At 50.6% G+C, this 13,970-nt stretch carries 17 protein-coding genes and 1 pseudogene; all 18 read right to left on the reverse strand.

The annotated features are described in order from the left end of the window. Positions 1–3: 3 nt before the first annotated feature. Entirely contained in the window at positions 4–873 is an 870-nt protein-coding gene (locus BLA28_RS32780; protein ID WP_002571025.1) for a VirB6/TrbL-like conjugal transfer protein, CD1112 family, read from the reverse strand. Between the two features lie 66 nt (positions 874–939). Beyond that, on the reverse strand, positions 940–1,158 hold the full coding sequence (locus BLA28_RS32785; protein ID WP_027644084.1) for a Maff2 family mobile element protein: 219 nt from the start codon (positions 1,156–1,158) through the stop codon (positions 940–942). Between the two features lie 212 nt (positions 1,159–1,370). Then, on the reverse strand, positions 1,371–3,200 hold the full coding sequence (locus BLA28_RS32795; protein WP_024738124.1) for a VirD4-like conjugal transfer protein, CD1115 family: 1,830 nt from the start codon (positions 3,198–3,200) through the stop codon (positions 1,371–1,373). Beyond that, positions 3,197–3,697: a PcfB family protein gene (locus BLA28_RS32800; RefSeq protein ID WP_002570938.1), complete on the reverse strand. Its 501-nt coding sequence runs from the start codon at positions 3,695–3,697 to the stop codon at positions 3,197–3,199. The genes BLA28_RS32795 and BLA28_RS32800 overlap by 4 nt, the downstream gene beginning before the upstream one ends. 89 nt (positions 3,698–3,786) lie before the next feature. Beyond that, on the reverse strand, positions 3,787–4,524 hold the full coding sequence (locus tag BLA28_RS32805) for a BRO family protein (protein WP_002570939.1): 738 nt from the start codon (positions 4,522–4,524) through the stop codon (positions 3,787–3,789). A gap of 49 nt (positions 4,525–4,573) precedes the next feature. After that, positions 4,574–5,452, reverse strand: a complete 879-nt coding sequence (locus tag BLA28_RS32810) for a DUF6017 domain-containing protein (protein WP_006771838.1) — start codon at positions 5,450–5,452, stop codon at positions 4,574–4,576. A gap of 69 nt (positions 5,453–5,521) precedes the next feature. After that, positions 5,522–5,713, reverse strand: coding sequence for a hypothetical protein (locus tag BLA28_RS32815; RefSeq protein WP_432762375.1), 192 nt, complete (start codon positions 5,711–5,713; stop codon positions 5,522–5,524). A gap of 26 nt (positions 5,714–5,739) precedes the next feature. Continuing rightward, complete coding sequence (locus BLA28_RS32820; RefSeq protein WP_002570942.1) at positions 5,740–6,015, reverse strand: DUF5720 family protein; 276 nt, start codon at positions 6,013–6,015, stop codon at positions 5,740–5,742. Between the two features lie 14 nt (positions 6,016–6,029). After that, complete coding sequence (locus tag BLA28_RS32825) at positions 6,030–6,998, reverse strand: ParB/RepB/Spo0J family partition protein (protein WP_002570943.1); 969 nt, start codon at positions 6,996–6,998, stop codon at positions 6,030–6,032. Continuing rightward, positions 6,955–7,776 (reverse strand): ParA family protein, encoded by an 822-nt coding sequence (locus BLA28_RS32830; RefSeq protein WP_002570944.1) that lies wholly within the window; start codon positions 7,774–7,776, stop codon positions 6,955–6,957. Before BLA28_RS32830 ends, BLA28_RS32825 begins: the two co-directional genes overlap by 44 nt. Before the next feature lie 476 nt (positions 7,777–8,252). Next, complete coding sequence (gene rpsI / locus BLA28_RS32840) at positions 8,253–8,648, reverse strand: 30S ribosomal protein S9 (RefSeq protein WP_009256089.1); 396 nt, start codon at positions 8,646–8,648, stop codon at positions 8,253–8,255. A gap of 32 nt (positions 8,649–8,680) precedes the next feature. Beyond that, a complete protein-coding gene (gene rplM / locus BLA28_RS32845) occupies positions 8,681–9,109 on the reverse strand; it encodes a 50S ribosomal protein L13 (protein ID WP_009256090.1) in 429 nt (142 codons plus the stop codon). Between the two features lie 255 nt (positions 9,110–9,364). After that, on the reverse strand, positions 9,365–10,147 hold the full coding sequence (surE, locus tag BLA28_RS32850) for a 5'/3'-nucleotidase SurE (RefSeq protein ID WP_242880596.1): 783 nt from the start codon (positions 10,145–10,147) through the stop codon (positions 9,365–9,367). Continuing rightward, a complete protein-coding gene (gene truA, locus BLA28_RS32855; protein WP_069157534.1) occupies positions 10,144–10,917 on the reverse strand; it encodes a tRNA pseudouridine(38-40) synthase TruA in 774 nt (257 codons plus the stop codon). Before truA ends, surE begins: the two co-directional genes overlap by 4 nt. A gap of 18 nt (positions 10,918–10,935) precedes the next feature. Further along, the gene (locus BLA28_RS32860) at positions 10,936–11,736 is read right to left on the reverse strand and encodes an energy-coupling factor transporter transmembrane component T family protein (protein ID WP_009256093.1); all 801 of its coding nucleotides are present in this window, start codon (positions 11,734–11,736) and stop codon (positions 10,936–10,938) included. A gap of 3 nt (positions 11,737–11,739) precedes the next feature. Next, positions 11,740–12,600: an energy-coupling factor transporter ATPase gene (locus BLA28_RS32865; RefSeq protein ID WP_069157535.1), complete on the reverse strand. Its 861-nt coding sequence runs from the start codon at positions 12,598–12,600 to the stop codon at positions 11,740–11,742. Further along, positions 12,590–13,483 (reverse strand): energy-coupling factor transporter ATPase, encoded by an 894-nt coding sequence (locus BLA28_RS32870; RefSeq protein ID WP_069157536.1) that lies wholly within the window; start codon positions 13,481–13,483, stop codon positions 12,590–12,592. Before BLA28_RS32870 ends, BLA28_RS32865 begins: the two co-directional genes overlap by 11 nt. Before the next feature lie 382 nt (positions 13,484–13,865). Then, a pseudogene (locus BLA28_RS34375) lies at positions 13,866–13,970 on the reverse strand (PcfB family protein); the annotation flags it as partial.

Genomic DNA, 13,970 nt, shown 5'->3' on the forward strand with positions numbered 1-13,970 from the left:
TCCTTAATGAGCCTGGAATACAGCTTTTGCAAGGCTTCCGGTCTTAAAGAGGGTAAAGCACAGTAAAACCGTATAGCCCACACAGCTCCAAATCGCCATAATCACATCTTCCTCGGTAGCGATGCCCTGCACCAGTACAGCATAAATCGCCACACAGACAATGATAAGAAATGCCTGGAATCCCAGCGCCAGCAGGGAGCGCAGATAGTTCTGGCCCATGCCGCCCCATTCCTTGCCCATCATGGCAGCCATGGGGATGGGCGCAACGGATGTCACAAGGTAAATTTCTATCATACGGCCATAAATCACGATGAAAATGCAGATATACAGCGCCCACATGGTAACGCCGATAAACATACTCTGGAACCAAAGCCCGAACAGCGGACCCAAATCCATTTCCATCAGCCGGGGTTCCATGTCCGTAAGGACAGAGGAAATATCAATGGCGGCATCCGAAGAAATGATCCCGGATGCCTGTGCCACCACGCTCTGCGCCATATCGAACACGCCCATGACGATATTCCATGTATTCGTGACAAGGAGTATGGCTGCGGCTGACTTGAACACCCACTTGAAAATCATCCAGGTATCCACATCATGCAGGTTGTTTTTATCGGTAATCATCTGGATTAGTTCCAGCGTCATTACAATCGCCAGAATCACACCGGCGATGGGAACCATAATGGAGTTGGAGAGGTTCTGGATCATGTTGAAAATACCGCCGTTCCAGCCCTGCGGTGTTTGCCCAACCTGCACGGATATATCTCCGACCTGCTGGTTTACAGAATCGAACATCCCGGACAGGTTTCCCATAATGCCGCCTACCAGCATTTCCTTGAGCCACTCAGTAAGCGCGTCCAGCAGAAAATCCATACAGTGCGACCTCCTTTCAGCCCCTCCCGATTATTACGGGAGGGGCAAGGATTTTCCAGGGACAGTTTAGACGGTAAACAGACCGGAGAGCAGGGGTACGAGGACCATGCCGACCACGGCGACGCCAGCGCCAGCCATGAGCTGCTTCATGCCTTGGCTTTTAGCGCCGGGATTGTCATTTCCGTAACCTTCCAGCAGGTTGATGACACCCCAGATGCCGAGACCAGCGCCCAGAGCGATAACGAGAGTCTGCAAAACGGTGATTGCCTGATTAAAAAATGCCATAAATTATAGTTAGCCGGAATCGTTTTGATAAAGTTTCAGTCATTCATAGGCATACAAAAGCCGGACAATCCGCCGCCCGGTTTCCGGGGGCTGATTCCGGCTGTCCTCCTTTTTTCATTATTTTTTGGTGACTGTCCGCCTTGTACGCCAATGGTCCCAAAAGGGCAGTTGCGGCGAATAGATAAGACCACTCCTTTCACAGCGGAACAGATTTAAGCACCCTCTGTATCTACTTCGTACACGTCGCAGACCTCATTGGGCTTGAGCTTCAGCCGGGTGGACAGAAATGCTTCAATGTCAAAAGCGTTCTTGTCGCTTGCATCGGCTGTGTATTTGAAATTGGGGTGTTTGGTGATGTCGTACTTATCCGAAAGGAAAGGGCGCACACCGCGCAGCTGAAGGATGCACTTGCCGCCGTCCATGACGGCCAGCTCGTCCTGGCTCATCAGCTCTTTCCCTAATTTTTGATAATTGAGCGAGTGGGAAGTTTCCCGCCCACGGCTCTCTCCGGTGTTGTAGGTGTCGATGGTTTCCTTGCCCAGCACGGCAGCCAGTTCCTTGAGGGTAGTCGGCTCCTTGCCGCCCAGGAAAATGGAGGTATCCATATTGCCGATGATGGTATCGGCGTTGTCCTTGTAAATGGCTTTGAGCTGGCTTTGCGCCTGCAACACCAGACAAGCGGAGATCTCACGGCTTCGGATGGTGGCCACCAGCTTTTCCAGTTTGGGAATCTGGCCGATGTTGGCGCACTCGTCGATAAGACAGCGCACATGGACCGGAAGTCTGCCGCCGTAAACATCATCCGCTTTTTCACACAGCAGGTTGAACAGCTGGGTGTAGCACATGGAGATCAAAAAGTTAAAGCTATCGTCCGTGTCGCTCATAATGAGGAACAGGGCGGTTTTCCTGTCTCCCAGGGTGTCCAGCTCCAGCTCGTCGTAGGAAGTGACCTCCCGCAGCTCCGCAATGTCGAACACAGCAAGGCGCGCACCGCAGGAAATCAGGATGGATTTTGCGGTTTTGCCAGCTGCCAGCTTGTACTTTTTGTACTGGCGGACAGCGAAATGGTTGGGCTTCTCTGCCTCCAGCGCGTCAAACATCAGGTCAACGGGGTTTTTGAACTCCTCGTCATCCTCCCGGACCTCCATCGCATTGATGAACTCGATGAGGGTGGAAAAATTCTGTTCCTCCACCGGGGCCTCATAGTGGATATACCCGATAAGGGCGCAGTACAAAAGCGTTTCCGCCTTGACCCAGAAATCGTCCCCGGCCTTGCCCTCGCCCTTGGTATTGGCGATCAGCGTGGTGACCAGCTTCAAGATGTCCTTCTCCGAGTGGATGTAGGCAAAGGGGTTATAGTGCATGGACTTCTTGAAGTTAATGGTGTTGAGGACTTTGATCCGGTACGGCTCATAGATGACCTTGCCGTGCTTATCCTTCATGGGTTTGCCGTCCTTGCCCAGCTTGGAGGTGCCTCGCTGGAGCATTTTGCCGCACTCCACCAGGATGGTGCCTTTGGGGTCTGTGACCACATAAGAGCTGTGCATCTGCATCAGGTTCGGTTTCAGCCAGAACCGGGTCTTACCGGAACCGGAGCCGCCAATCACCAGCACATTTTTGTTTCTGGCAGTCTTGGGGTCTTTGGGACGGCTGTTCATAGTCAGGCTCTCGGTTTTCGTCAGAATCACATTGTTCTGGAACACCGGGTCGATGTAAGGAGCGATGTCCTCATGGGTTCCCCAGCGGGCAGAACCATACTCCATGCCGTGGCGATACTTTTTGGCGTTCTTGCTCTTGAGATAGACCGCCAGCCGCAGGCCAGCACCACAGCACAGACCCACCAGTAAATCCAGCGGGTGCAGGCTGGGCCACCAGCTTGCCAGCGCCACCGGCAGCGTGGAGAAGAACGAGAGCATTTTTGCCGAAGCGTCCGCGCCCTGCGCCCTGCGCCATCCTTCTCCGAAGTTGGTGGCAAACAGTCCCATCAGAATATACGGCAGGTTCAAAATCAGGAGCTTTTTGATGTCAAGCTGCTTTTTCATCGTTCCAGCTCCTTTCGCCTGGTGCGATCCACCACGGCATTTTTGACCAGCTCTTTGAACTGGTTCAGCTTTGCCAGCACAGACGGACGCTCTGTTTTCTCTGCTTTTTTCACTTTTTTGCCGGTGTACTCAGTAAAGGCGGCGGTCAGCGCATCCGCATCCCGACCTTTGAAAAAGATCAGGTACTTGGGCGGGGAGGTGCTGCGGTCTTTTTTCACCGCATAATCCACACCGTATTTCCGGGCAATCTTTTCAAACTCCTTGATGGAGGGGTCGGTGATCTCAATGTTGGATACGCCCTGATTCTGCCCTACAAGCTGCTTGACCGTCTGCTTGCCCTGGGGTTTGACTGGGATTTCCCGTTTTCGCTGCTTATTCAGCTTCTTTTCCTTGCAGTGGGCAAGGTATTTACAAATGGCGGCCTTAAACAGCCGCCCGGTGAACTTTGTGCCGTTGACTACCAGCGTTAAAGTCCTGTTTTCCACTTCTTCCTGCATGGGATAACGCCTCCTTTCCGCAGATTTTGCAGGGATGGGTCAGAAAATTTAAGGCGGAACCACCAGCCGCCGCAGAAGATACCGCATCATCATATCATCAGCAGGATGCTGTCCCGCAGCTGGGCAAAAAAGAGCTTGCCCTGGGGCGTTACCAGTGTATAGGAGCCGGTATGCCCATGATTGCAGTAGTCCTTAACGGTAAACAGGCCGTCGTTGGCAGGCTTTGCATAAGGCAGCACATTCCCGGACGGGGCGCGGTACACAAACCGCTGTTCCAGCAGGAATCGGACAAACCGGCGCTCCGGCACAACCAGTTCTTTGGCGGTGGTGCGGAGGTTGGTGCTGTGCTTGAGGTCGATAAACAGGTCATAAAAGGCTGCCTTGCCCTCCAGCATGGCGTTTTCTTTCCGCAGCACCGCATTTTCCTCGCGCTCGGCCAGCAGGTCGGAACAGAGTTTCATCATGGCTTCCGGGGAAGTGGCAACCTCCCACAGCTTTTCTCTGGTGATGTAAGCCCCGTGTTTTCGGATAGAGGGCAGCACCTCATCAAATACCCAGCGTTCAAACCGTTCCGCAGAGGGCAGCTTGCTGTGAACGATTAGGCGGTACACATCGCCTTCGGGAATAAATTTCATTCGCTGAATACCGCCGTTAGAAGGGGTCGGTAAAACGCAGACCCCTTTGCAGTGGGCTGTGATGGCATCAGCGGTACGTTGGTATCCAAGTGCTTTCGCAATATCCTTTCCGCAAAACAGCACTTTGCCGTCCTGCTCAAAAGTGCGGATACTGCCGAACTCCTGATTGCTGAAAATTTCCATCTGATTCATAGCGTAACCTCCTGTAAAAGACATTGTTGTGGGATGAAAAAAGACGGCCTTACCAGCCGCCTGCGTTCATATCGTGATTGACCTGTGAAGTGTAGTGGTTGCTGATGGTGGTGGGAGCGTTAAACAGCACCGTCAGCAGGTATTGCTTCATGTTGCGGACTTCGGTGGTGTTTTTCTGCAAGCTGTCCATGACAAACCGGATATGTTCGCTGTCCAGCTTCAAAAAACGGGAGCGCACCACCTCATGGGGAAAGTCGCTGCCAGCGATCCGGGTGGTTTTGCGTCTGGCACAGACGGTTTCCACCATCAGCTCCACGATCTCGTCCAAATCCTCCCGATAGGTAGCAAACTCCCTGCACAGGTAGTCATACTCAATGTTCTCTAAAATCAAATCCCGATAATTTTCTATCTCGGAGACTGACATCGCATCCCTTCCTTTCCGTTCCGGCAGTCTTGCCGCCGTTTTCTCCCGGAAGGGAATAGAATCGATACTTGATCCATCTGTTATTATTTTTTGAGTATTGGATTTCTCTATATTTAATTCTGCGGGCTTTTCCGTATCCGGTTTCTCCATATCCGGGTTTTCCGTATCTGGTGAAGCCGTATCCGGCTGGGGCGTATCCGGGTTCTTCGGCTGCGGTTGCTCATAGATGACATACTCGGTGTCGCTGATCCGGCCCTGCCGATCCCGCAGTTGATGGCGTACAATGTACCCGGCAGTTTCCAGCTCCCGCAGCGCGCCGCCGATAGCGTCCACGCCCTCCTTGCAGATTTTCGCAAGCCCTCTGGTGGTGTAGTTCCAGTCCTCCGGCAAGGACAGCATCATGGAAAGCAGCCCCTTGGCCTTGAGGGACAGCTTCCCGTTGCGTAAATGATGGTTGCTCATCACGGTATAATCTCTGGTTCGTTCAATACGAAATATGGCCATTGACCTCACTCCTTCCAAATTTCTCAGGGTATGAAAAACGCCACACTCCTGTAAAAAGAATTGTGGCGGTCACGATTTCTGTTCTTTTTTCCTGCGCCGGTAGGGGCGCTTAGGCATGGGCGGTTTATCCAGCAGGCTATTCCTCTGTGAAAACGGGAGCGTCTGGAAAATGCGGTCAATGTCGGCGGTTTCCATATCATGCTGGGAACGACAATCCTCCCGGATTGCTTCCCGGATTTCCTTTACAGTGCACATTTCAATCCTTTCCTTTCGCAGTAATGGCTTGTTTATGAGTGGCGGCGGTGCTTGTCCGGCTTAAAATCGAGGATGTGTCCCTCGATGATACGGGCGTGCCGCCTGATTTTGATTTCCCGGCGCTTCTGGCTTACGAGGGCGGCCTGATAGCCGTCCTCCGTAAGAAACAGCCGCATTTCATCACCGGGACTGCCGTAGGCGCAGGAACGCAGGACAGAAAACTCAATCATCCGGCGAGTGTTATCCTGAAAACGCTCCACGGCAAGAATGTTATGTCCTTTCAGCTCACGGGCTGAAATATCCCTCATAGGCTGCTCCTTTCTCAGCGTTCATGCTGTTGCTGGCGTTTTTTCTGCCACTGTTCCAGCAGCTTGATAATGGTTTCCTGCATCCTGGCCGGAGTATAACTCTTGGGAAAATACTTCCGCAAAGTGTCCGAAGTGAATGTCACCTTGTCCAGATCGCTTTTCTTTTCCTCGCCCATAATGGCCCGCATCACATCAATGGATAAACGCCCCTCTTGGCTGAACTTCTTGAGCCGCTGGGCCTGGGAGAGAGAGGGGGTGGCCTGTTCGCTGTCCATCGCGTCCAAAAGCTGGATCTGTTCCTCTTTTTTGAGGAAAGACAGCTCGTAGGCCGGATTAAAGGCGATTTTCTTTTCATCCACCATATCCAACAGTTCGGGAATTAGCTCGGTTAATCGGATATAACGCATGATCTGAATGCCACTTTTCTCACCAGCATCTTTGGCCACCTTGTCACGGGCACTCAACTTCTGTTCGACTTGAACAGAAGTAAGGTCTGTTCTTGCTCCCTGATGTTTGATGGCCTCTAACTTCATGCGATAAGCCCATGCTTTTTCACTGGGCATAACTTTCTCGCGCTGGATATTGGCATCTACCATCTCTATAACCGCTTCTTCATCGGTCATATCCCTGATAATGACTGGCATATCCTCCAAACCTGCCAACTCGCTGGCTCGGTGGCGGCGATGGCCAGAAATAATCTCATAGCCACCATCCGGGTCAGGGCGCACAAGGCCAGGCGCACGAACACCGCGCTTTTTAACACTATCCAGCGTTTCCTGCATCTTGGGGTCATCATCCTTGAAACGGTAAGGCTGACCTGTAAATGGCACCTCGGTCTGCATAGCTGGATACCCTTTAAAGTAGTGCAATTGTGTAAGGGGGATACGGACAACTCTCTCTTCGTCGGCTTCCTGACGTTCCTGCTCCGTGGTAAAAAGATCATCTACCGATGCCAGCTCTACTTTTTTCGCGCTGCTTTTCAAGTTTCGTCACCTCCTGCGTCAGATTTTTGTAGCTCTCAGCCACCTTGCCGCCAGGGTCATGGGCAAAAATGCTCTTGCCCTCGGCGCTGATTTCCTTTGCCCTAACAGAATGGGGAATCTCGGTGGCGAACACCTTGATTTTGCTGCCGTAGGTCTCCCGCAGCAGGGCGGCGATCTCCTTGGCAAAGTTGGTGCGGTTGTCCACCATCGTCAGCAGGATGCCGTCAATCTGGAGTTTGGGGTTAATCTGTCGCTTCACCTTATTTACTGTTTGGAGCAGCTGTTCTAATCCTTTTGCGGGCAGATACTCAGCCTGGACGGGAATTATGACCCTATTGGCGGCTGCCAGCGCATTGACCGTGAGCATACCCAGGGAGGGCTGACAATCAATCAGGATATGGGAATACTGTCCCTTTACGGTGTCCAGGTATTGCCGCAGGATAGTCTCGCGGCTCATGGCGTTCACCAGAGAAACCTCCATGCCGGAGAGCTGAATGTCAGCAGGCATCAGGTCAACGCCTTCCGGGTGGTGCAGGATGCCCTCACCGGGTCGCAGCGGCTCGTCCATCAGGATGCGTCCCATCGCGTCGGAAAGGGTAAAGGGTAGCTTGTCCGGTTGGGGATAACCCAGGCTGATGGTCAGGCTGCCTTGCGGGTCTCCGTCGATCAGCAGGACTTTCTTCCCAGCCTGCGCCAAACCGATTCCAAGATTGGCACAGGTTGTGGTTTTGCCAACGCCGCCCTTCTGGTTGGCGATGGCGATGATTTGCGTGTTCATTGACTTCACCTCATTTCTGATTGTTGCTGTTGCTTCTGGAAATAGAAAAAGCCGCCACTCCAAAATTAAAAGTGAAGTGACGGCTCTTTCTATCGCCGGAATACGAGTTCTTGAAATGAAAAAACACCCAGTCATTTTACACTGAGTGCTGTATCAAATTCATATTCAATTATCCAAATTAGGTCAAGCTATGCCAAACTGCCACAGCCCAAAACAAAGGGAAGGAGAGCTGAAAAGCGCCCCAAAAACACCGCAAAAATCAGCTCTCGGTTGTCCTATAATTTAACCACTAACCCCTTTTTTTACCCCCATTTTTGCCGGTTGTCCTATATTTAACCACGGAAAATTGGGTGAAAACGGCTCTCGTTTTACCAAATTTAGTCAAACTATATTAGCCCGTTTAGATATAGTAAAACCCCGGAAAACCTTGATTTTCCGGGGTTTTTGAACCATTTTGATACGGTTTGAACAGCAGATTATCTCTTGCTGAACTGAGGTGCTCTACGAGCTGCCTTGAGACCGTATTTCTTTCTTTCTTTCATACGAGGGTCACGTGTCAGATATCCAGCTTTCTTAAGGGTAGGTCTGAACTCAGAATCTGCTTCCAGAAGAGCTCTTGCGATACCATGTCTGATAGCGCCTGCCTGTCCGGTATATCCGCCGCCCTTTACATTAACCAGAACATCAAACTTGCCGTCTGTGTCGGTTGCTGCCATAGGCTGACGAACGATAACTTTCAGAGTCTCCAGTCCGAAATACTCATCGATGGGTCTTTTATTAATAGTAATATCACCTTTTCCAGGTACAAGATATACTCTTGCGATAGATTTTTTTCTTCTGCCAGTTCCGTAATATTTTGCTGCGTTAGCCATTTTCTATTTCCTCCTTAATAGATTCCTTTGGATTAAAATGTCAGTACTTCAGGTTTCTGAGCTTCATGCTTGTGATCCGGTCCTGCATAAACGTGAAGCTTGGTGTACATCTGTCTTCCTAAAGGTCCCTTCGGGAGCATACCCTTAACAGCCAGTTCGATAACCTGTTCCGGTTTCTTAGCCATTTTTTCTTTCAGGGTAACTTCTTTCATGCCTCCAACGTAATCGGAATGATGGTAGTAAATCTTCTGATCCATCTTCTTACCGGTTACCTGAATCTTCTCTGCATTGATTACGATTACGTAATCGCCTGTATCAATATGGGGTGTGAACTCCGGTTTGTTCTTTCCTCTTAAAACCTTGGCAATTTCGGATGCCAGGCGGCCCAGTGTCTGGCCTTCTGCATCAACAACATACCATTTTCTATCAATCTTAGCCGGATTGGCCATAAATGTCTTCATAGTATACCTCCATCGATTTGTACGGATTTTGGATCTTCTGATCCGCATGACTGGCTCATGTACTCACCCTGGGAATTGGGGTTTTCCACATATTATTTATATCAAAATGTCTTTCCGGGGCTTTGGTAAGACATTTTTCAACATCGTCACATTGAGTTATTATATTATACGGATCCGCGCGTGTCAATATCTTTTCTTAAGAAAATTCGCATAAAACTGGCCTTTTTCACCATAAAACAGGGCCTTTTAGATCATTTATCCATCCGAACGGCTTCCGAGGACCTCATTTCGGATTTTTCCAATGGAAATGTACCGTTCCAGAACCGCTTCCATATCCGTTCCCTTTCCTGCCGTCTGTGCTGCTTTGCCGGAAACAAAAAAACAGAAGCTCTTATCTTCCCGCTCTTCCACCTGGTAATCATCCATGAAAAAAGGAATCCTGTCCGGAATACGGTTTTCACGGATTCCCTGCAGTTCTTCCGGAGGGCAGCCGGGGAAGTTTACATTCCATATTTCATCTTTTGCGATTTCCTTTGCCAAAAGCTTTCTGACCACCGGCAGCAGATGGGTATCCGCAGCCGCGCCGCTTCCTCCTCTTTCCTCCGAAAAGGCAATTGCCGGAATCCCATTAAGCAAAGCTTCCATCGCGGCTCCCACCGTACCGGAATACAATATATCCGCTCCCACGTTATAGCCGCAGTTTATCCCGGAAAATACAATATCCGGCTTTTCCGGCAGAAGATACTTTATCCCCACCTTCACACAATCGGCGGGAGTTCCGTCCACACTGTATGCCTTCACTCCGGGGACAGGGAAACTTTCTTCTTTCACATGCAGGCTTCCCCGAACGGTTATACAATGGGACATGGCGCTGCACTGATGTCTGGGAGCCACCACCCATACCTCACCCAGTTCTGCCGCCATTCCGGCAAGCCTGCGGATTCCATCGGACTCAATTCCATCGTCGTTTACCACCATTATCCTCATAGGCCGCTCCTTTTCATAGTCAGAAGTGCAGATACATTCGTTTTCATTCACAATATTTCCTGCCGTTCAGGTGATTCCTTCAGTTCAGGGAATTCATAAGAAATCAAGGTAAGTCCTCTGGCCGGAGCGGTAGGCCCTGCTGCCGTACGCTCCTTCGCCTTCAGTATATCGGCCACTGCTTCGGGCGGATATTTTCCGTTTCCCACCTCCATCAGAGTCCCCGCGATAATACGTACCATATTATAAAGAAAGCCTCCTCCGCTGATCCGGATGACCAGCTCTGTCCCTTCTCTTTGCACCTCGCAGCTGTAAATGGTGCGTACGGTGGATTCCACCTGGGCATTTACACTGCAGAAGCTTTTGAAGTCATGTTCACCGATAAGGAACTTTGCCCCTTCATTCATCTTCTTTTCATCCAGAGGAAGATATGTGAAATGACTGTACAGCCGTTTCACCGGATTGGGAAATTCTTCATTTAAGATCCGGTATTCATACGTCTTTATGCTGTCCGTCTTTCTGGGATGAAAGGTGAGAGGCACCTCTCTGGAGCCCCGGATCCGGATATCCTCCGGCAGACGCTGGTTCAGGGCATAGGAAAATTTATCTCCCGGCATACGGGCCTGTGTGTCAAAAACGGCAATATTCCCGAAGGCATGTACGCCGGAATCCGTCCGGCTCGCGCCGATCACCTGCACCGGTTCCTTCAGAAGCTCCGTCAGGCACCTGTTGAGGACCTCCTCTATACTGATCCCGTTTGACTGCAGCTGCCAGCCATGATAGTTTGTGCCGTCATAAGCCACTGTCAGCATAACTCTTTTCATAACTCATCCCTTCCCGATTTATGGTATCAGCACAGTCAGTACAGCCGCCGCCAGGTAAAGCCCCAGCACCGCAAAAGCAGTATAGTCCCTTTTTTTATAAATCAGCGGTTTCATCTTTGTCCTGCCCTCGCCTCCCCGGTAACAGCGCGCTTCCATAGCCATCGCCAGATCGTTGGCCCGGCGGAAGGCAGAAATAAAAAGAGGAACCAACAGCGGAACCATGCTTTTCGCCTTCTTGATCAGGTTCCCACTTTCAAAATCCGCTCCTCTGGCTATCTGGGCTTTCATAATTTTATCCGTTTCTTCCAGAAGGATCGGGATAAAACGCAGGGCAATGGACATCATCATAGATATTTCATGCACTGGCACATGGATTCTTTTAAGAGGTTTCAGCAGGCTTTCCATCCCGTCTGTCAGGTTATTGGGGGTGGTTGTCAGCGTCATCACGGAGGAACCGATAATCAGGAAACTCAGGCGTACAGCCATGAATACCGCCGTTCGCAGCCCTTCCTTAGTGATGGTCAGCTTCCACAGAGATATCAGCGGTTCTCCGGGAGTGAGAAACAGATTAAATACCACGGTAAGAATTAAAAGGAATAGAATAGCTTTCATTCCTTTTATCATAAATTTAAAGGGGACATGGGACAGCTTGATCATCCCGGCCAGGAACAGCGCCGCCAGCAGATATCCCCAGAAATTATTTACCACAAAAAGAGAAATAATAAAAATAACGGTCGCAATCAGCTTCACTCTCGGATCCAGCCGATGGACCACCGATTCCGTCTGATAATACTGCCCTAATGTAATGTCTCTTAACATAGCCTATTTTTCCTTCCCATGCCCGCAGGCTGCCAGAATGGAGTCCCTGGCTTCCGTCAAAGTAGTGGCGTCTGTTTCCACTGCCAATCCCGCTTCCTTCAGCGTCTGCATAATATAGGTCACCTGAGGGGCCGCGAGTCCTACCGCCTCCAGCTCCTTCCCATGCGCAAATACCCTTTTAGGTTCGTCATCGAACATGACGCTCCCCTTATTCATCACAATAATCCGGTTCACATAATTTGCCACATCTTCCATGCTGTGAGATACCAGCACGATAGTCATTCCGGTTTTTTCACGCAGGAGGGAAATTTCTCCCAATATTTCATCCCGGCCTTTTGGATCCAGGCCGGCCGTAGGCTCATCCAGCACCAGCATGTCCGGCTTCATGGCCAGCACTCCGGCAATCGCCACTCTTCTTTTCTGTCCGCCGGACAGATCAAACGGGGACTGCTTATAATACTCTTCTCCAATCCCCACCAGCTCCAGAGCCTCCATCGCCCGGGCCTGTATTTCTTCCTTAGACAGCCCCAGATTCTTCGGTCCAAAGCAGACATCGGAAAAAACATCGATTTCAAACAGCTGATGCTCCGGATATTGAAATACAAGGCCTACCTTACTGCGCAGCTCCTTCATATTATAATCCTTGTCATAGATATTCTTTCCATTATAATAGATTGCCCCGCTTGTCGCCTTCAAAAGTCCGTTTAAATGCTGTACCAGAGTGGACTTCCCCGAACCGGTATGGCCGATAAGCCCGATGAACTGCCCGTCCTCTATGGAAAGGTTCACATCCTTCAAGGCCGCCACCGACAATTCCGTATCCGCGCCGTATATATAATTCACATGCTCCAGTTTAATTGCCATTTCCCATGCTCCCTGTTTTTAATGCAAGCAGTTCTTTTTTCAGTTCCTCTGTGGTAAGAATCCCATCGGGCAGAGGAAGGCCCGCTTTTTTCAGTTCATAGCTTAAAAGGGTCACCTGCGGCACATCCAGCCGAAGCGCCTTCAGCTCGTCCACACAGGAAAATACCTCTTTCGGCGTACCTTTCATCACTATTCTGCCTTCATCCATAACGACTACCTGATCCGCGTAAATAACTTCTTCCATATAGTGGGTTATCAGGATGACCGTAACATTTTCCACTTCGTTCAATGCCCTGGCCGCCCGGATAACCTCCTTCCGCCCGCTGGGATCCAGCATGGCCGTAGGCTCGTCCAGCACAATACATTTCGGATGCATCGCCAGCACACCGGCTATGGATACCCGCTGTTTCTGACCGCCGGAAAGCTTATTAGGGGAATATTTACGGTACTCATACATTCCCACCGCCTTCAGGCTTTCCTCCACCCGTTCCCATATTTCCTTTGTGGGAACCCCCATGTTTTCCGGCCCGAAGCCAACATCCTCTTCCACCACCTGTCCGATGATCTGATTATCGGGATTCTGGAACACCATTCCCGCCGTCTGGCGGATATCCCATATATTGCTTTCCTCCGAAGTGATTTTTCCATCCACCCAAATGGTGCCTGAGGTTGGAACCAGAAGCGCATTGATATGCTTGGCAAGTGTGGACTTTCCTGAGCCATTATGTCCGAGTATGGCAATAAAATCCCCCGGCTTCACCTCCAGGTTCACACCGTCCACAGCACGGATAGCGCCTTCCTCATTTCCTTCTTCGTCATGCCTGATATAATCAAAGGTAAGATCCTTGGTTTTTATAATATCCTGTTTCTTTTCGTTTTCCATATGTTATCCTGTTTTAAATATTGGTTTACAATTACTGTCACCTTCCTATTTTACTAAAGTCCACACAGAATTACAAGGAGAACTATTGCTTGTGTACGGATAAAAAAAGTGGGTGCCGCCAGGGACAAAGGTTCCTCTCCCGGGGGTAAGGCAGCTTCGCCGCGTCCCTTCCCGGCAGCAGCCCCGGACAGTCAGTGATTCCTGTAAGGGGCGTCTAAAAACGCCAGTCCTTACGCTGCGTCTTTTGCAGCGTTAGTACTGCTGCGTTTTCAGCCGAGTGAGAACGTCCCCTTTAAGGAACACTGACTGTCCGGGGCTGCTGCCGGGAAGGGACGCGGCGAAGCTGCCTTACCCCCGGGAGAGCTGTGTTGAAGAGACAGGTGCGATCCACCACGGCCTCTTTGCACACCCCTTTGAACTGGTTCAGCTTTGCCAACACACACGGACGTTCTGTTCTCTCTGTCTTTTCCACTTTTTTGCCGCTGTT

The organism is Eisenbergiella tayi (genome assembly GCF_001881565.1).
GTDB classification, from domain to species: Bacteria; Bacillota; Clostridia; order Lachnospirales; family Lachnospiraceae; genus Eisenbergiella; species Eisenbergiella tayi.